General features: G+C 62.2%; 20 protein-coding genes. 6 read left to right on the top strand and 14 right to left on the bottom strand.

Features of this window, described 5'->3' with window-relative positions; all coding sequences use genetic code 11:
• Positions 1–102: 102 nt before the first annotated feature.
• Together PSAKL28_RS19405 and PSAKL28_RS19400 are read right to left on the bottom strand one after the other, a co-directional pair.
• Positions 103–468, bottom strand: a complete 366-nt coding sequence (locus PSAKL28_RS19405) for a YbaN family protein (protein WP_038613547.1) — start codon at positions 466–468, stop codon at positions 103–105.
• A gap of 10 nt (positions 469–478) precedes the next feature.
• On the bottom strand, positions 479–1072 hold the full coding sequence (locus PSAKL28_RS19400) for a UPF0149 family protein (protein ID WP_038613545.1): 594 nt from the start codon (positions 1070–1072) through the stop codon (positions 479–481).
• A gap of 245 nt (positions 1073–1317) precedes the next feature.
• Here PSAKL28_RS19400 and recQ point away from each other — a divergent pair, with 245 nt between their 5' ends.
• Together recQ and PSAKL28_RS19390 are read left to right on the top strand one after the other, a co-directional pair.
• Complete coding sequence (recQ, locus tag PSAKL28_RS19395) at positions 1318–3453, top strand: DNA helicase RecQ (RefSeq protein WP_038613542.1); 2136 nt, start codon at positions 1318–1320, stop codon at positions 3451–3453.
• A 117-nt stretch (positions 3454–3570) separates the two neighbouring features.
• Entirely contained in the window at positions 3571–4005 is a 435-nt protein-coding gene (locus tag PSAKL28_RS19390) for a MarR family transcriptional regulator (RefSeq protein WP_038613540.1), read from the top strand.
• A 6-nt stretch (positions 4006–4011) separates the two neighbouring features.
• Here the strand turns inward: PSAKL28_RS19390 and PSAKL28_RS19385 are convergent, their stop codons facing one another.
• Positions 4012–6201, bottom strand: a complete 2190-nt coding sequence (locus tag PSAKL28_RS19385; RefSeq protein WP_038613538.1) for a patatin-like phospholipase family protein — start codon at positions 6199–6201, stop codon at positions 4012–4014.
• 69 nt (positions 6202–6270) lie between these two features.
• On the opposite strand from PSAKL28_RS19385, the gene PSAKL28_RS19380 reads away from it, so the two are divergent.
• The gene (locus tag PSAKL28_RS19380; RefSeq protein ID WP_038613536.1) at positions 6271–6555 is read left to right on the top strand and encodes an Rdx family protein; all 285 of its coding nucleotides are present in this window, start codon (positions 6271–6273) and stop codon (positions 6553–6555) included.
• Positions 6556–6561: 6 nt separating this feature from the next.
• Here the strand turns inward: PSAKL28_RS19380 and PSAKL28_RS19375 are convergent, their stop codons facing one another.
• Both PSAKL28_RS19375 and PSAKL28_RS19370 read right to left on the bottom strand, forming a co-directional pair.
• A complete protein-coding gene (locus tag PSAKL28_RS19375) occupies positions 6562–7446 on the bottom strand; it encodes a DMT family transporter (protein WP_038613534.1) in 885 nt (294 codons plus the stop codon).
• A gap of 134 nt (positions 7447–7580) precedes the next feature.
• Positions 7581–8345 carry a helix-turn-helix transcriptional regulator gene (locus PSAKL28_RS19370; protein ID WP_038613531.1) on the bottom strand — a complete coding sequence of 255 codons (765 nt, stop codon included), beginning with the start codon at positions 8343–8345 and terminating at the stop codon, positions 7581–7583.
• 136 nt (positions 8346–8481) lie between these two features.
• Here PSAKL28_RS19370 and PSAKL28_RS19365 point away from each other — a divergent pair, with 136 nt between their 5' ends.
• Complete coding sequence (locus tag PSAKL28_RS19365) at positions 8482–9300, top strand: UDP-2,3-diacylglucosamine diphosphatase (RefSeq protein WP_038613530.1); 819 nt, start codon at positions 8482–8484, stop codon at positions 9298–9300.
• A gap of 1 nt (position 9301) precedes the next feature.
• On the opposite strand, the gene PSAKL28_RS19360 is transcribed toward PSAKL28_RS19365, so the two are convergent.
• Both PSAKL28_RS19360 and PSAKL28_RS19355 read right to left on the bottom strand, forming a co-directional pair.
• A complete protein-coding gene (locus PSAKL28_RS19360) occupies positions 9302–9895 on the bottom strand; it encodes an HD domain-containing protein (protein ID WP_038613528.1) in 594 nt (197 codons plus the stop codon).
• 98 nt (positions 9896–9993) lie between these two features.
• Entirely contained in the window at positions 9994–10305 is a 312-nt protein-coding gene (locus tag PSAKL28_RS19355; RefSeq protein ID WP_038613526.1) for an Mpo1-like protein, read from the bottom strand.
• A 160-nt stretch (positions 10306–10465) separates the two neighbouring features.
• Here PSAKL28_RS19355 and PSAKL28_RS19350 point away from each other — a divergent pair, with 160 nt between their 5' ends.
• Positions 10466–11557: an AraC family transcriptional regulator gene (locus tag PSAKL28_RS19350; RefSeq protein WP_038613524.1), complete on the top strand. Its 1092-nt coding sequence runs from the start codon at positions 10466–10468 to the stop codon at positions 11555–11557.
• Here the strand turns inward: PSAKL28_RS19350 and PSAKL28_RS19345 are convergent.
• Positions 11514–12968: a TrkH family potassium uptake protein gene (locus PSAKL28_RS19345; protein ID WP_038613522.1), complete on the bottom strand. Its 1455-nt coding sequence runs from the start codon at positions 12966–12968 to the stop codon at positions 11514–11516. The genes PSAKL28_RS19350 and PSAKL28_RS19345 overlap by 44 nt on opposite strands.
• A 100-nt stretch (positions 12969–13068) precedes the next feature.
• On the opposite strand from PSAKL28_RS19345, the gene PSAKL28_RS19340 reads away from it, so the two are divergent.
• Positions 13069–13623: a nitroreductase family protein gene (locus tag PSAKL28_RS19340; protein WP_038613520.1), complete on the top strand. Its 555-nt coding sequence runs from the start codon at positions 13069–13071 to the stop codon at positions 13621–13623.
• A gap of 84 nt (positions 13624–13707) precedes the next feature.
• Here the strand turns inward: PSAKL28_RS19340 and PSAKL28_RS19335 are convergent, their stop codons facing one another.
• The 6 genes from PSAKL28_RS19335 to PSAKL28_RS19310 all read right to left on the bottom strand — a co-directional run bounded on the left by PSAKL28_RS19335 (position 13708) and on the right by PSAKL28_RS19310 (position 17733).
• A complete protein-coding gene (locus PSAKL28_RS19335) occupies positions 13708–15027 on the bottom strand; it encodes a sensor histidine kinase (RefSeq protein WP_038613518.1) in 1320 nt (439 codons plus the stop codon).
• 66 nt (positions 15028–15093) lie between these two features.
• Positions 15094–15507, bottom strand: a complete 414-nt coding sequence (locus tag PSAKL28_RS19330) for a Spy/CpxP family protein refolding chaperone (protein ID WP_038613516.1) — start codon at positions 15505–15507, stop codon at positions 15094–15096.
• A gap of 119 nt (positions 15508–15626) precedes the next feature.
• The gene (locus tag PSAKL28_RS19325) at positions 15627–16304 is read right to left on the bottom strand and encodes a response regulator transcription factor (RefSeq protein WP_038613514.1); all 678 of its coding nucleotides are present in this window, start codon (positions 16302–16304) and stop codon (positions 15627–15629) included.
• Positions 16305–16311: 7 nt separating this feature from the next.
• The gene (locus tag PSAKL28_RS19320) at positions 16312–16716 is read right to left on the bottom strand and encodes an SH3 domain-containing protein (RefSeq protein ID WP_038613512.1); all 405 of its coding nucleotides are present in this window, start codon (positions 16714–16716) and stop codon (positions 16312–16314) included.
• 119 nt (positions 16717–16835) lie between these two features.
• Entirely contained in the window at positions 16836–17135 is a 300-nt protein-coding gene (locus PSAKL28_RS19315) for a YciI family protein (protein ID WP_038613510.1), read from the bottom strand.
• A gap of 1 nt (position 17136) precedes the next feature.
• Positions 17137–17733, bottom strand: coding sequence for a septation protein A (locus PSAKL28_RS19310; RefSeq protein ID WP_038613508.1), 597 nt, complete (start codon positions 17731–17733; stop codon positions 17137–17139).
• Positions 17734–17786: the final 53 nt, after the last annotated feature.

Here is a 17786-nt window from a genome sequence, read left to right as displayed (position 1 = left end):
GGGCACGGTGGGAGCGGGCTTGCCCCGCGATTGCGGTTTTTCAGTCAGATCGCATCGCGGGGCAAGCCCGCTCCCACAGGCAGCTCACCAGCCTTACCAGAATCAGGACGGTCGACGCAGGGTCTTCTGCCGCAGGATGTAAATGCTGACCAGTACCGCACTGGTCAGCATGAACCCGCGCGCCCAGATCAACGGCACCAGGTAGCAGGACAGGCCAATGCTCAGCCACATCAAGGCAATCGCATAGACCTTGCCTTTGAGCGGGATGCCTTCACCACTGAGGTAGTCACGAATCCACGGCCCAAGCCGCGGGTGATTGACCAGCCAATGGTGAAAGCGCGGAGAGCTGCGGGCAAAACAGGCCGCTGCCAGAAGCAGAAAAGGAGTGGTCGGCAACACCGGCAGGAAGATGCCGATCACTCCCAGCGCGACGCTGAGCCAGCCGGTGGCCAGCAGCAGGTAGCGCATTGACGCCGACTCAGTGGTGGCGTGGCTTGAGCAATGCAGGTGCAGGTTTTTCGTCAGGCGCGTGCTGCAGCAGGTACAGCGCGGTCAGCGCCTCTGGAATCTGCACGATCATGTCGTCCATCAGGTTGGCGTCGCTGGCGATGTCGGCGAATTCAGGCTGTTCGTCGAACAGGCCGGAACCGACCATGATCGGCAGCAGCATCTCGCTGACTTCTTCCTCGGCGGTTTCGAACCAGGCTTCTTCGCGCATGAACACGCCTTCCATGAAGCCGATGCACCAGCCGCGCAGGTCGGAATCGTCCGGCTCATCGCCCAGGTCCAGGTCGCATGGCAGTTCGAATTCCTCGTCGCTGGCCAACTGACGGGCGATGTGCGCCTTGAGCTGGATCAGCGTGGCTTCGATCTCTTCACGCTGGGCGGCATCTTTGTAATGCGGCTCTTCGGCGAACAGGGCGTCGATCCATTCGCGCTCGGGAACCACCTCGGTACCAATCGACAATGCAGTCAGGTAGCCGTGGGCGGCAACGTAGTCCAGCGCTTCTTCGTGCAGCTCGTCGGCGTCGAGGAAGGCTTGCAGGCGGTTCAATTGCTCGGCGAAGGACATTACAGGGCTACCTTGGGAATAAACGATGATCGAATTCTAGCATCTTGCGGCGCTTGCGAGGCAAAGATGACGCCTATCGCAGAGCGCCCTGTGCGAGGCAACGCTCGGGTATAATGCCCGGCTTTTGTACCTGGCCATGCTGGAACGGCAGGTCAGGTAAAAGCCGCTTACGCATTTTCAGGTGTGGCGGGGAAGGTTTTCATCCAGCCTGTGGCCAGGATGGTTCTGCGATTTATGGAGTTTTTATGCTCGAACAGGCTCAGCGCGTCCTCAAGGACATCTTCGGCTACGACAGCTTTCGGGGGCGCCAGGGGGCGATCATCGAATGTGTGGCCAAGGGTGGCGATGCGCTGGTACTGATGCCCACAGGGGGCGGCAAGTCCCTGTGCTTTCAGGTACCGGCGCTGTTGCGCCCGGGCCTGGCAGTGGTGGTGTCACCGCTGATCGCGCTGATGGAAGACCAGGTGGCAACCCTCGATGAACTGGGTGTGGCCGCCGCCTCGCTGAACTCGACCCTGAGCGCTGAGCAGCAGCGAGAGCTTGCCGGGCGCATTCGCCGTGGCGAAGTGAAGATGCTCTACCTGGCACCGGAACGTCTGGTGCAGCCGCGCATGCTGGATTTCCTGCGTACCCTGGATATCGCCTTGTTCGCGATCGACGAAGCCCACTGTGTCTCGCAATGGGGTCACGACTTCCGTCCCGAGTACCTGCAACTGGGGCAACTGGCCGAGCTGTTCCCGCAGGTGCCACGTATTGCCCTGACCGCCACCGCGGACATGCGTACCCGCGAAGAAATCGTCACGCGCCTGCACCTGCAGAATGCCGAGCGTTTCCTGTCGAGCTTCGACCGGCCGAACATCTTCTACCGTATCGTGCCCAAGGAGCAGCCGCGCAAGCAGTTGCTGGCGTTCCTCAGTGAGCGTCGCGGCAACGCCGGTATTGTCTATTGCCTGTCACGCAAGAAGGTCGACGATGTTGCGGCCTACCTGTGCGACCAGGGCTTCCCGGCGCTGCCGTATCACGCCGGTCTGCCTGCCGAGACCCGCGCGTCCAACCAGCGCCGCTTCCTCAATGAGGAAGGCCTGATCATGGTCGCCACCATCGCCTTCGGCATGGGCATCGACAAACCCAACGTGCGCTTCGTTGCCCACCTGGACCTGCCCAAGTCGCTGGAAGCCTACTATCAGGAAACCGGCCGCGCCGGCCGCGATGGCCTGCCAGCCGATGCCTGGATGGCCTACGGGCTGCAGGACATGGTGATGCTCAAGCAGATGCTGCAGAACTCCGAGGGTGATGAGCGCCACAAGCGCATCGAGCAGCACAAGCTCGACGCCATGCTCGCGCTCTGTGAAGAAACCCGCTGCCGCCGGCAGATCCTGCTCAACTACTTCGATGAAGAACTGCCGCAGCCTTGCGGGCATTGCGACAACTGCATCGATGGGGTGCAAACCTGGGACGCCACGGAACCTGCGCGTCAGGCCCTGTCGGCGGTGTACCGCACCGGCCAGCGCTACGGTGTCGGCCACCTGGTGGATGTATTGCTGGGGCGCGACAACGAGAAAATCCGCAACTTCGGCCATGAAAAACTGGCCGTGTACGGCGTCGGTAAGGCCCGCTCTGAAGGAGAGTGGCGCTCGTTGTTCCGCCAGCTGGTCGCCCGCGGTCTGGCCGATATCGACCTGGAAGGTTACGGCGGCCTGCGCCTGTCCGACAGCTGCCGACCTTTGTTGCGCGGAGAAGTGAGCCTGGAGTTGCGCCGCGACCTCAAGCCGCAGACCAGCAGCAAAAGCAGCGGCAGCGGCGGCAGCCCGGCCAGTCAGCTGGTGCGTGGCGAGGAGCGCGAACAATGGGAAGCGCTGCGTGCGCTGCGGCGTAAGCTGGCCGAGGAGCATGGCGTGCCGCCTTACGTTATCTTCCCCGATTCGACCTTGCTGGAGATGCTGCGCAGCCAGCCGGGCAGCCTCAGCGAAATGGCCCAGGTCAGTGGCGTCGGTGCGCGCAAGCTGGAGCGCTACGGCGCGGCGTTCCTCGACGTACTGGGCGGTGCCGCCGAGGCGCCACCGCAGGTTGCCGACCTGCGCCACGAGCTCACCAGCCTGGCCCGTGCCGGCATGACCCCGGCGCAAATCGCCGGGCAGTTGAACTGCAGTGAAAAGAACGTCTACAGCATGCTCGCCGAGGCCATTGGCCGTCAGCAGCTGTCGCTGGAGCAGGCTCTGGACTTGCCGGAAGACCTGCTCGCCGAAGTGCAGGATGCTTTCCTTGATGGCGAGGGCGAATTACCCCCGGTATCGGCGATTGCCGAGCAGTTCGGTGCCCGTGTACCGGAGGGGGTTCTATACTGCGTTCGAGCGGCGTTAGCCGCTGAATTCGAGATGTAGACGGTGTTTTGTCATCTTTTATAACGATTGTCAGACAGATTGAACCGCGAGGAGCCTTGCCTGTTGCGCGGGAGCATGGTTAGCTGACTAATAATTAGTTCTGATGATGAGTTTTCTATGCCGTTGACCGATCACCACCGCTTCGGAATGCAGCTGGCCCAGATGTCGCGGGGCTGGCGTGCCGAACTGGACCGCCGCCTGGCCGGCCTCAATCTGTCCCAGGCCCGCTGGCTGGTGTTGCTGCACCTGGCCCGATTCGACGAGGCGCCGACCCAGCGCGAACTGGCCCAGAGTGTGGGTGTCGAGGGGCCAACCCTGGCGCGTTTGCTCGACAGCCTCGAGTCCCAGGGGCTGGTGCGGCGTCAGGCCGTAGTGGAAGATCGGCGGGCAAAAAAGATCCTCCTCTGCCCTCCGGCCAAACCATTGATCGAGCAGATCGAAACCATTGCCAATGCCTTGCGCGTCGAACTCTTCACCGGTGTCGACGAAGAGGAATTGCGCGTGTGCATGAAGGTCCACGCGCGCATCCTGGCCAACCTGGAAAAGTCCTGACCCACCTCAGAAGGTGTGACCCAGGTTCAGGTACAACGCCTTCTGATTTTCACTGTTGGCCCCGTAACTGAAGTTCAGCGGGCCCAGCGGTGTCTCGAAACCGACGAAAACACTGGCGGCATTGATGTAGCCGCTGTCGAATTCGTTGTCATTGTTCCAGGCCCGTCCGCGCTCCAGCGAGCCACCCACGTACAGCGGGAAGTCCAGCGGCAGGTAGGCGCGTGGTGTCAGCCGGCGGTAGTAAACCATGCGCATCAGGCTCATGTTCTGCCCGGACACAGAGTCCTGGCGAAAGCCTGAAAGCTGGCGGGCGCCACCGAGCACAAAGCTTGAGGTCACCACCTCGGCGTCATCCAGGGTCCGGCCATACTGGGTGCCCAACACCCAGGTATTGGCGCCGCTGCTCAGGGCTTTGTCCAGTTTGAAGTTCCACTGCCGGTAACGCTGGTCGGAGCCCAGGTCCGGTTCGAACTGGCGCAGGGTCAGGCTGATGTCTTCCCCGCTGTGCGGGAAGTAGACGTTGTCCAGGGTGTCGAACGAATACTTCAGCTCATAGAAACCTTCGTTGAAACTGAAGTGCGGCAGATCCTGATCGCCAATACGCACTTCGGCATTGCCCCAGGCCTGGCCGACCCCGAAGCGTACTTCGCCGCTGTTGCCGATCTGGCGCCCTAGGTTCAGGCCGAAGCCGTAACGTTCCAGGCGGTATTCGGCAATCGGGTCGTCGTCCAGCGTGGACTCGATGTTCTGCGAACCGAGGTCCAGATAAGGCGCGACGAAGTAGCGTGAGCCGGCATCCAGCGGTTGATAGAACTCGCTGTACAGCTCTTGCTGATCGCCGATCTGTGCTCGGGTCAACCACTCGCCGCCCAGCTCGTTGATACCGTTGACCCGATAGCTGGCGCCAATGTTGAAGGCGCTGTCGCCGCGCAAGTCATCCGACAGGTTCAGGCCCAGGCGCAGGTAGTCGGTGCCACCGCGGCGACCGCGCGCGTTGATCACCAGGGTGTTCTCGCTGCCCTTGTGCACCACCCGGTATTGAACCCGGTCGAAGTAGTCCAGGCCGTACAGGGTACCCATGTCGGTCTGCAGGCGCCCCAGCTCCAGGGGTTCGCCGATCGGCTGGCGAATGTAGAAGCGGATCACGTCGTCACTGACCTTCGAGTCGTTCTCGATCCTGATGGCAGTAATGACCGGCGTGCGCTGGCTCGGCGAGCGCGCGACATTCAGTTCGGCATCGCTGCCGTCGGGGCGTTTGAGTGCAGCCAGGCGCGGGTCCAGGGCTCGGGCGGCGCGGTAGCCGGCATCGATCATTTCCTCGGCACGGCCAAAATCGGTGACGCCGAAACTGGCCAGCGGTGGCTGGATCAGGATGTCGTCGCGGTGCAGTTGGGCCAGTTGTTCCTCGGAGTTGCGTCGGGTCATCAGGGTGATCGACTGGTTGAGTACATCGACCACGGTTGCCAGCTGCTTGCGATCACGCAGCGGTGAGCCGATGTCGACCACAATCGCTACATCCACACCCATCTCGCGGGCGACATCGAGGGGAATGTTGTCGACCATGCCGCCATCGACCAGCAGCCGGCCATCCAGATCGACCGGGGCGAATACGGCGGGAATCGACATGCTGGCGCGAATCACCTGGGGCAGGTGACCGCGGCGGAACACGACTTTCTCGCCACTGGCGATGTCGGTGGCCACCGCGCGGAACGGGATCGGCAGCTTGTCGAAGTCACGGGTATCGCTGGTGTGGGCCAACAGGCTTTCCAGCAACAGGGCCAGGTTCTGCCCCTGGATCACCCCCAGCGGCAAGCCGAGGCTGCCGTCGTCGCGGAAACTGAGCTTCTGCTTGACCAGGAAGTCGCGGTCATCCTGCTTGCGCCGGAACGGCACGTCCTTGCGCGGTGGCGCATCGGAGAGTGCCTGTTGCCAGTCGATGCCGAGGGCGAGTTTTTCCAGTTCGTCGACCTTGTAGCCGGAGGCATACAGGCCACCGATCACCGCACCCATGCTGGTGCCGGCAATGGCATCGATCTTGATGCCTTGCTCTTCCAGGGCTTTGAGTACACCGATATGGGCCAGGCCACGGGCGGCACCGCCAGACAGCACCAGGCCGATTTTCGGTCGTGGTGGCTCGGCGGCCAGGAGAGGGAAGGAAACGACGATCAGCAACAGACTCAACAGCAAACGGTGCATCTTGGCTCTCGGAGCTAAGGCTAAAGACCGCTAGTATAAGCGCCCCCGCCTGTCAGGAGTCTGTCACCCATGAATGCCCATAAAGCCGAAATTGTCATTACCTATTGCACCCAGTGCCAGTGGCTGCTGCGTGCCGCCTGGCTGGCCCAGGAACTGCTCAGTACATTCAGTGACGACCTCGCCCGGGTGGCCCTTGAGCCCGCCACAGGCGGGACCTTCCGCATCACTTGCGACGGTGTGCAGATCTGGGAGCGCAAGGCCGACGGCGGCTTCCCTGAAGCCAAGGTGCTCAAGCAGCGCGTACGCGACCAGATCGATCCGCAGCGCGACCTGGGTCACAGCGACCGTTCGTGATCGGCCTCAGCCTTCGGCGGTAGCCGCCTTGCTGACCTGATTGCTGGCGGCCAGGCGGCTGGAGATGACGATGGCGAGGATGATCAGCGCGCCACCGAAGAGCATGCGCGGGGTCGGCGCTTCGGCGAAGATCAACCAGGCCAGGGCAATGCCGTAGACCGGCTCCAGAGCGAACACCACCGCCGCAGTGCGCGCTTTGATCACTGCCAGGCTGGCGACGAAAAGGCTGTGGGCAACGCCGGTGCAGAACACGCCGAGCAAGCCGATCCACAGCCAGTCCATTGCCGCGACTTCGGTCAGCGCCGGCGCAGCGGCCGGCAACAGGCACACAGCGACCACCGCGTTCTGGCACAGCGCCGCCTGCACGGCCGGAATGCGGGCGCTGGACGCTCGGTTGGTCAAGGACAACAACGAAAACAGCAAGCCTGACAGCAAGGACCAGAGCAGGCCACCGGTGGCCTGGCTGGCCAGGTCGAAGTCGGGGGTGACCAACACCAGGCCGATGCTTACCAGCAGCACCAAGATGATTTCGTTGCTGCGAACCCGCTCGCGAAACAGCAGGCCTTCAAGGATTACGGTGAAGGCCGGAAAGCTGGCAAAGCCCAAGGTGGCAATCGCCACGCCGGCGACTTTGACGGCAATGAAAAAGCTCACCCAGTGCCCGGCCAGCAACACGCCGCCCAACAGCAGACGCCGCCAGTCCTGAGCTTGCAGCGGTTGCCAGGCTTTTTGTGCAAAACGGGCGAAGAGGCCGAGCGCCAGTACGGCGAAGACCGCGCGGCCGAAAACGATGATCGACGGCGCCGCCTGGGCCAGTTTGCCGAAGACGCCAGTCAGGCCGAAGAACAGTGCGCCGATATGCAAGGCGCCGAGGGCGGTGCGATGGTTCATGGTGATCCCTTGAGACAATGATATCGCGGGGCAAGCCCGCTCCCACAGGTCGATGTAAGGCCGGTGGGAGCGGGCTTGCCCCGCGATAAAAGTGTAAGAGGACAATGCCCTCGGTGTCTGTCGCGTTCCTCGCGTCAGTTGTCGCCAGACTCGCGGCGCAGTGCCCGAGGTGCACGGCCAAAGGTTTTGAACATGGCGGCGGAGAAGGCGCTCTGCGAGCTGTAGCCGACCCGGTTGGCGATTTCGCCGATGGCCAGGTCCGTCTCGGCCAGCAACGTGCGTGCTTTGAGCAGTCGGCGTTGACGGATGTAGTCCATGGGCGTCATCGACGCTTCGGCGATGAAGCGCGCATGCAAGCGTGCACTGGAAAGCCCGGCCAGACGGGCCAGGTCGGCAACCTGCAACGGGTAAGCGGCGTTTTGCTCGATGTAGGCGTCGAAGCTGGCAAAGGGCAGTTGCTTCTGTACGGTGACCGGGTCTGGTGCGTTGCTCAGGCTGGCCAGCAGCAACACTGCGCCCTGTTGGGCTATCAGCGGGTTGTTCACCGGGCCGGCCGCCAGCCAGTCGACCAGTTGCTGCTGGTGGTTGTTCAGCATCAGCGACCCGCAGTGCTCCAGCAGCCGCAGGCTGGCTGCGGCCTGTTCGCCCAGGCTGCGTTCGAGCCAGGCGTCACCCGGTACATCAAAGACCAGGCAATGGCTGCCAGTGACACTGCCGCAGGTATGGTGGGCACCACCCGGTACCACGATCAAACCCTGACGCTCGATCCGCGCGCCGCGACCGTCAAGTTCGAAGTCCAGTTGACCGCGCAAGCCGAACACCAGTTGCGAATGCTCATGGCTGTGGGCGATCAGGTCGTGTGTGTAGTGACGCAGGGAGAGAATCGAGCCGCTGCTCATTGCCGTGTCCTCCAGGCAGTGGCCGCAGTGTACAGGGTCAGGCAAGGTGCTGGGGTGTCATCAGATCGACGTGTTTTCGTAACGTTCGTTTCATTGCCCGCTGGCACGCTCGGCAAAACTGACCCGGAGCCAGCCCATGAGCCATGCCGAGCTAGTCAAACCCTCGCGTAAGCAACGTGTGCGCACCTTATGGATTTCAGACGTGCACCTGGGAACGCGCGATTGCCAGGCCGAGCACTTGTCGCAGTTCCTCAAGGGCTATCAGGCCGATCAGATCTACCTGGTCGGCGACATCATCGATGGCTGGAAGCTGCGCAGCGGCATGTACTGGCCGCAGGCGCACAGCAACGTTATCCGTCGCTTGCTGACCATGAGCAAGCGCGGCACCGAGGTGATCTACGTCACCGGCAATCACGACGAATTCCTGCGGCGTTACTCCAAGCTGGTGCTGGGCAATATCCGCCTGGTCGATCAGGCCGAGCATCTGACCGCCGATGGCCGGCGCCTGCTGGTGATTCACGGCGACCAGTTCGATGTGATCACCCGTTACCACCGCTGGCTGGCTTTTCTCGGCGATTCAGCCTACGAATTCACCCTGACCCTCAACCGCTGGCTCAACCATTGGCGCGCCCGTTATGGCTATGGCTACTGGTCGTTGTCGGCGTACCTCAAGCACAAGGTCAAGACTGCAGTCAGCTTCATCAGTGATTTCGAAGAGGCGATTGCCCATGAGTGTGTTAAGCGTGGCTTTCATGGCGTGGTCTGCGGGCACATTCACCATGCCGAAATCCGCAAGGTCGGCGAAGTCGACTATTTGAACTGTGGTGACTGGGTCGAATCATGCACGGCGCTGATCGAGCATTGGGACGGCAGCATCGAGTTGTACCGTCTGGCCGACGCCCAGGCGCGCGAAGCGCAGCGTCTGGCCGATGTGCAATGGCTCGAGCCGCGTTGACTCAGGCGTCCGCGCTCAACGATTGCAGTGCGGCCTTGTAGATCGACTGGCGCGGCTGGGCGAACAAGCGCTTGAGCATGGGCTCGAAAAAGCTCAGCGGCAGGCTGTCGTAGCCGGGGTCGAAGGCAGCGGCATCGTAGCGGGCACAGAATTCGATGGTCTGCTGATACTGCGGATGCGCCTGGAATTGCTCGCGCAGGTGCCGGTCCATGCCCAGGTGATGGAAGAAATAGTAGCCCTGGAACACACCATGCTTTTCCACCATCCACAGGTTTTCCGGGCTGACGAAAGGCTTGAGGATGGCGGCAGCGATATCGGCGTGGTTGTAGCTGCCCAGGGTGTCGCCGATATCGTGAAGTAGAGCGCAGATCACGTATTCCTCGTCACGTCCGTCGCGCCAGGCGCGGGTGGCGGTTTGCAGCGAATGGCTGAGGCGATCGATGGGGAAACCGCCGAAATCACCGTCGAGCAGGCGCAGGTGAGCAAGGATCCGTTCGGCAAGCTGGCTGGCGTAGGCCCGAAAATCACTGGCGATGATCGCCCAGTCCTGCTGGGTGCCATCCTGCATGTGGGTGAAGCGGGCCTGCTGGTTCATCGGCGTTCCGGGTGTAGGGGCTGTGCAACCCACTCTACCGTTACCGTCTGTCGGGGCAGTGGCCGCTGAGGACGCGTTTCTGGCCTTGCAGGCCGAAATCAGAACGTTATTTTGCCGCGCAACATGTCGCGGTACATGGCGAAATCACCAATGAGGCTGTAGAGCGGGTGTTTGAAGGTGGCGGGGCGGTTTTTCTCGTAAAAGAAATGGCCGACCCAGGCAAATCCGTAGCCGGCAAACGGCAGCGCCAACAATACCGCCCACTTGCCACTGCCCAGGGTGTAAGCCAGCAGGGCGATGACCAGGGTGGTACCGACGAAGTGCAGGCGCCGGCACGTCGGGTTGCTGTGCTCTTGCAGGTAATACGGGTAGAACTCGGAAAAACTGCGAAATGGCTGATCTCTGTTCACGGCCCAGCTCCTGAAGCGCTCGATACTGATGAAGATAGACGGCGTGGAGCCTGAACTGAGTCTAGAGTGAGTTAAATTGTCAGACAGTGACAATAAGCGCCAATTGAGTATCCTTTGAGTTCGCCGCAGGAGCGGTCAGTTCGAACATAAGAAGCCAGCCATGAGCGAGAGAACCACGTCAGCAAGCTGGGCATCAGGGATCGTCAAGGCACTCGAGCTGGAAGGGCTGGATTGCCGTGCCATGTTCAAACAACTCGGCCTGGATTTCGCCGCGCTGGACGACCCCGACGCACGCTTTACCCAAGACTCCATGACCCGTCTGTGGCAATTGGCAGTCGATCTTTCCGGCAACCAGGCCATTGGCCTGAACATGGCCCGGGTGGTCCGTCCGGCGTCATTCCACGTGGTCGGTTACGCCTTGATGTCGAGCCGCACCCTGGCCGAAGGGTTCGAGCGCCTGGTGCGCTACCAGCGCATCATTGCCGAAAGCTCCGATCTGAGTTTCCGTCTGGAGCCGGACGGTTACGCGTTGATCCTCACCGTTCATGGCGACCATCTGCCGCCCACCCGGCACAGCGCCGAAGCCTCGCTGGCGTGTGCATTGTCGTTGTGCAGCTGGCTCAGCGGGCGGGTGATACAACCACGGCGGGTATTGATCCAGGGGCCACAGCCAATGGATGTGACGCCCTATAAAACCGCCTTTCATGCGCCGTTGGTGTTTGGCGCTGCCTACGATACGCTGGTGTTCGAACGTGCCGACATGGAAGCGCCGCTGCCGACCGCCAACGAAGCCATGGCCACCTTGCATGACCGCTTTGCCGGTGAATACCTGGCGCGTTTTTCCGAAAGCCGGGTGACTCACCGTGCCCGCCAGGTGCTGTGCCGGGTGTTGCCGCAGGGCGAGCCCAAGCGCGAGACGGTGGCTCAGGCCCTGCATCTTTCCCAGCGCACCTTGCAGCGACGTCTGCAGGAAGAGGGCATCAGTTTTCAGACCCTGCTCGACGATACCCGCCGGGAGCTTGCCGAGCAGTACCTGGCGCAGCCCAGCATGACCCTGCTGGAAACTGCGTATTTGCTGGGGTTTGCCGATCCGAGCAACTTCTTCCGGGCGTTTCGCCGCTGGTTCGATGCCACCCCCGGCGAGTACCGGACACGGATGGGCGCCAGTGCAGTGGCCCCGCCGTGTGCAGAGGGCGACGAAGCCTCGGTCAGTGACGCCAGAACGCCGGCATACACAGCACCAGCACCGTAATGATCTCCAGGCGTCCGAGCAGCATGCCGGCCGCCAGGATCCACTTCGCCGCATCCGGCAGGGTGGCGAAGTTACCGGCCGGGCCAATGGTTTCACCCAGGCCCGGGCCGACGCCAGAGACCGTGCTGGCGGCGCCGGTCAACGCGGTCATCCAGTCCACACCCAGCAACGACAGCAGCAAGGCGATGATGCAGATGGTGATGGCGAAGAAGAACGAGAAGGTCAGAATCGAGCGGACAATCTCTTCATCCAGACGGTGGCCGTTGTACTTCTGCTTGATCACCGCACGCGGATGGATCAGCTGATTGAGGTTGGCCTTGAGCAGGATGTAGGCAACCTGGAAGCGAAAAATCTTGATCCCGCCCGCCGTCGAACCGGAACAGCCGCCGACGAAGCCCAGGTAGAAGAACAGCATCAGCGAGAAGTTGCCCCACAGGCTGTAGTCGCCCAGGGCAAAGCCGGTGGTGGTCACTACCGAGGTGACGTTCAGTGCCACGTGGCGCAAGGCATCCAGCCAGTGCAGGTCGGTGGTGGCCCAGTACCAGGTGCCGAGCACCAGCCAGGTGGCCAGTAGCATGGCCAGCAGGCCCTGGACCTGCTGGTCCTTGATCAGTGCCTTGCGGTTGCCGCGCAGGGTGGCCACGTAGAGGGCGAAGGGCATACTGCCGAGGATCATCACCACCACCGCCACCCAGTGCACCGCGGGCTGGTCCCATTTGGCCAGGGACTGGTCTGAGGTGGAGAAACCACCGGTGGAGATTGCCGACATGGCATGGTTGATCGCGTCGAACACGTTCATGCCAGCCAGCCAGAACGCCACGCCGCCCAGGGCAGTAAAGCCGACGTACACCGCAACGATCGATTTGGCGACCATGTGCGAACGCGGCATGACTTTTTCGGAGCGGTCCGAGGATTCAGTCTGGAACAGGCGCATACCACCGATGCGCAGCAGCGGCAGAATCGCCACGGCCATGGCGATAAAACCAATGCCGCCGAGCCAGTGCAGCAGCGAGCGCCACATCAGGATACCTGGCGACATGTTGTCCAGGCCGCTGAGCACCGTGGCGCCGGTCGCAGTGATGCCGGACATGCTTTCGAAGAAGGCGTCGGTGTAGCTGATGTGCTGGGTCAGCAGAAACGGCAAGGCCGCGAAGATGCACACCACCAGCCAGCTGCTGACCGTCAGCAGGTACATGTCCCGCGGGCGCAGGTGCACATGTTCCGGGCGCCCCTGGATAACCAGGGCCAGGCCGGCGACAAAGGTGATCATGCTGGCCCAGAGAAACGACGGCAGGTCGCCGGTGCGGTCGAAGATCACCAGGGTGGCCATCGGCACGACCATGCTGATCGCCAGGGTGATCAGGAAGATGCCGATGATGAAACCAATGATCCTTAAGGTCGGCAACGCCATGTGATCTGCTCTGACTCGTAAACGAAGGGCGCCATTCTACCTATGGACCTTTTTAAGTAAACGCTAGAATAGCTGCACATTTCTCTTTAGGGGGTAGCCGATGGAGGCTCTCGACGCATTGCTCAACCGTGTTTCCGTACCACGCCTGGTGGAACCCGCGCCCAATGCCGCACAGCGCGAGGCTCTGTTTCAGGCCGCGTTGCGGGCGCCGGACCATGCCCAGTTGCGGCCGTGGCGCTTCCTGACGGTTGAAGGGGCGGGGCGTGAAAAGCTGGGCGCGCTGCTGGCCGAAGCGGTGAAAATTGAAGGTGACGCCAGTGAGGCGGCTCTGGACAAGGCCCGGGCCATGCCATTGCGTGCGCCGTTGCTGGTAGTGGTGATTGCGCGTTTGCAGGATCACTTCAAAGTGCCTGCCTCGGAACAGCGTCTGGCGGCCGGTTGTGCCGCGCATGGCATTTTGCTTGCGGCTCATGCTCAGGGCATCGGTGCGGTCTGGCGTACCGGGGACCTGGCTTACAGCAAGCATGTGGCCAAGGGGTTGGGGTTGGCGGATAACGAAGAGATCATCGCCTTCTTGTACCTGGGGACGCCGCTGAACGAGCCGCGTACGGCGCCGGTGCTGGCCACGGCTGACTTTGTGACAGCCTGGGGGTAACTGGCCTTATCGCGGGGCAAGCCCGCTCCCACCGGGCGATGCAGAGCCGGTGGGAGCGGGCTTGCCCCGCGATGCGATTCCAGGTCAGGTACTCATCAACTCCAGCCTGGCAACAAACCCGCCCTGCGGGTGATTCTCCAGCGTCAGACTCCCACCATGGCGCTCCGCCGCCTTGCGCGCAATGGCCAGCCCCAGGCCATGGCCTGCCGCGCTCTGTCCAGGTGCACGGAAAAACGGCTTGCCCAATTGCGTCAGGTGTTCTTCAGCCACCCCCGGCCCATGGTCGCGCACGCTAAGCACGATGCGCTCGTTGTCCCGCACCGCAGTGATTTCGATCGGTTGCCCGGGTGGATTGAAGCGCAGGGCATTGCGCAGCAGGTTGTCCAGCGCTCGCTCGATAAGGGTTGGCCAGCCTTGCAGGCTCAGTCCGCTTTCGTGATGCAGCAGAATTTGCTGCTCCGGCGCGCTGTGCTGGGCATCCTTGTGCACCGACTGCAGGACTGCATCGAGGTCCACCGGCTCTGCACGCGCCTGTTCGGCATCGACCCGTGCCAACACCAGGATTTCACTGATCAACGCCTCCAGGCGGTCACATTCGCGGGTCAGGCGCGGCCACAGCGCCTGGCGCTGTTCCGGCTCGGCGCGTTCTGCCAGGGCCAGGGCGATGCGCAAGCGGGCCAGCGGCGAACGCAGTTCATGGGAGACATCGCGCAACAGCTGGCGCTGGCTGCCGATCAGACTCTGCAGGCGCGAGCCCATACGGTTGAAGTCATTGGCCAGTACCCCGAACTCGTCGCGGCGGTTGGCCAGGCGCGCCAGGCTGTTCTGTTGATAGGTGGTCTGCCCAAGGTCATGCACCGCACCACGCAGGCGGCTCAGTGGCCGGGTGATGGAGAGCGTCACGAACAGGCTGAACAAGGTCAGTACCACCAGGGCAATGCCTAGCGCACTCAACGGCCAAAGCAGGCTGTCGCGGTGCCATGCATCCAGCTCCGGGTGCGGAATACGGTAGATCAGCAGGTAGGTATCACCACTCTCGGGGCTGGTGTACTCCTCGGTCAGGCGCCGCCAGGGCAGGCGTCGGTCGTCGTTGTGCCGGCGCGCCTCGAAGGCTGCCGCACGACGCGGGAAGGTGCCCGGAACCACGGCTTCGCCGCTGTCGTTGAGTACCTGTACGTCAATGTTGTAGTGGCGTTTGCGTCTTTCCAGAAAGTGCTGTGCCGAATCCGGCCCTTGCTGTTCGTAGCGCTGGGTCCATTTCTGCGCCAGGGTATTGAGGCCCGGGTGACGGCTGAGGATCCAGGCATCCTGATTCAACATGTGCCCGAGCAGGATCGACAGGCCTGCGACCAGGGCAATGGCCAGCCAGAAGCTGGCCAGGATGCGCCAGAACAATGAACGCAAGGGAGGCTCCTTCAACGACAAAAAGCCCGGCCTGCACAAGGGCAGGCCGGGTGGGTGGCTGACAGCTTACTGAGCCTTGGTGGCTTTTTCAGCTTTCCAGGCTTTGAACTCGTCCCATTCGGCGCGGCGTTGCTCCTGCTCTTTCGTCAGCTCATCGAATTTCTTCTGCTGATCAGGCTTGAGCAGGGCGCGGATCTCGGCCTGGGTCTTGTCCTTCTTGGCTTTGAGCTCGTCCTTCAGGGCTTTCTGATCGGCTTCCGGGAGTTTTTCCAGGTAGCGTTGGGTGATTTCCTGACGGCTCTTCATCTGCTCGCCCATCAGTTTGCCGATCTGCTGACGCTGTTCGCGGCTCAGGTCCAGCTGGGCGAAAGGCGCTCCACCGCGGTGGTGATCGCCGTGGTGCGGGCCGCCTTCTGGCATGGCCATGGCGACGGTCGGTAGTGCGGCAGCGAACATCAGGGCGATAAGGGTCTTGCGCATGGTGTCTCTCCTTTCTGAGGTCGGTGATTACCGGATGAGCCCAGTTTAGGGAGATCAAGGTCAGCGGCGGTCAGGCAAGGGTAAAGCTTAGGTAAAGATCGCCGGGCGCCGTGCTGACATTACAGGCTGTAGTAGTAGCCGCGGCTGCGCAGGGCAACGATGCGCGGGCGGCCGTCAGGGTGCGGGCCGATTTTTTTGCGCAGGTTGCTGACGTGCATGTCCAGGCTGCGGTCATACAGAGTTAGCTTGCGGCCCAGGGCGATCTGCGCCAGCTCCTGTTTGTCCAGCGGTTCGCCCGGCTGCTTGAGCAGGGCTTCGAGAATGCGGCTTTCGGAGAGAGTCAGGGTCAGTTCATGTTCGTCGATACTGACCACGCCGCGGGCCGGACTGAAGCACAAATCACCTATTTCGATCTGGCTGGGCGTGGCGTTGGGGTGGCTACGTCGCAGCACTGCACGCAGGCGGGCGGTGAGCTCGCGCGGGTCGCAGGGTTTGGCCAGGTAATCGTCGGCGCCCAGCTCAAGACCAAGAATGCGGTCCAGCGGCTCGCCGCGGGCCGAGAGCATCAGCACCGGCAGTTCGGCATGCTCGCTGCGCAGTTGCTTGAGCAGCTCCAGGCCGCTGCCATCGGGCAGCATCACGTCCAGTACCACTGCCGCCGGGGCCTGCTCGGCCAGGGCCTTGCGCGCGCTCTGGCCGTCGTGGCAGGCACGAACCACGAAACCTTCCTGGGTCAGCCAGCTGCCGAGCAGCTCGCAGAGTTCCTGGTCATCATCAATCAGTAACAGCTCGCTCATGACTCACTCAATTCAACCATTGCCGACGCTTTCTGTGTCCGCCGCTGGCAAAGATACCGCAGAGTGCCGCCAAGAGGGCAACTGCACCACCAATCACAAACCATTGTTGCTGGTCGGTGATCAGCCGTTCCGGGGCATTGGCCTGAAGTTCCTTGAGCGTCAGCTTGAGGCGCTGGTTCTCTTGGCGCAGGCGGGTGAGCTGGGCGCTTTCGCGTTCGCTGTCGGCGTTGTGCAGTTGCTGGGTCAGCGCTTCGCGCAGGCGCTCGCTTTCCTGCAGACGCTGCTGCAACTCGGTGATCTGGCTGCCGGCACTGAGCGACAGCGGGGTGCTGGAGGCGCTGGATTCTTCGGCCTGGGCGAGCGGGGTCAGCAACAACAGGCACAGCAGCAGGGACAACGGACCTTGACGCATGGGGACTCCTGATTCTTGTCGATTCAGCAGGTTGTCGGCTGGCAGACGAGAATAATGAGCAGTAGCGTCAGTAAAAGGCGGGAGTGCGGTGCGCACAGTGGCGCACCGCGTGCAGCGGCTTACGGCAGGACTTGCTTGAACGGCTTGACGATGACGTTGGCATACACGCCAGCGGCAATGTACGGGTCGGCATCGGCCCAGGTTTGCGCCGCGGCCAGGGAGTCGAACTCGGCGACGATCAGGCTGCCAGTGAAGCCGGCGGCGCCTGGGTCGTTGCTGTCGATGGCCGGATGCGGGCCGGCCAGCACCACGCGACCTTGTTCCTTGAGTTGCTGCAGGCGTTCGATATGCGCCGGGCGGGCGGCCAGGCGTTTTTCCAGGGACTCGGCAACGTCGGTAGCGATGATGGCGTAGAGCATGTCAATCCTCAGACTTGGGAGTGGTGGGGTCGCTGTCGTGCAGGTGGCGGGACAGGTAGACACCCTGGCCCACCAGGAACAGTACGGTCATGCCCAGGCTGCCGAACACCTTGAAGTCGACCCAGATGTTCTGGAAGGTGAAGGCGACGAACAGGTTGGCAGCGCCGCAGAACAGGAAAAAGGCGATCCAGGCGACGTTCAGACGGGTCCAGACACCCTCCGGCAGGCTGATGGCATGGCCCATGATGCGTTTGATCAGCACCCGGTCACCGATGAAGTGGCTACCGGTGAATGCCAGGGCAAACAGCCAGTTGACCACCGGCGCTTTCCATTTGAGGAAGGTTTCGCTGTGGAAGGCCAAGGTCAGGCCGCCGAACACCAGGCAGGCGAGCAGAGTCAGCCATTGGCCTTTTTCCAGCTTGCGTTGGTGAATGAACAGTGCGCCGTAGACCACCACCGAGCTGATGATCAGCATCGCTGTGGCGCTGAAGATACCTCCGACTTCGAAGCTGTGACCGGCAAATTCGACGGCACGAGGATCGAGCTTGAAGACGATGAAGAACAGGAGCAGCGGGATGAAATCGATGAATTGTTTCACAGTGGCAGCCAGAAGCAGGATGTGACGGCATAATAACAAACATCAATGACAGC

The organism is Pseudomonas alkylphenolica (assembly GCF_000746525.1).
In the GTDB taxonomy this organism is placed as follows: domain Bacteria; phylum Pseudomonadota; class Gammaproteobacteria; order Pseudomonadales; family Pseudomonadaceae; genus Aquipseudomonas; species Aquipseudomonas alkylphenolica.
This window is presented reverse-complemented; position numbering and strand designations above follow the sequence as displayed.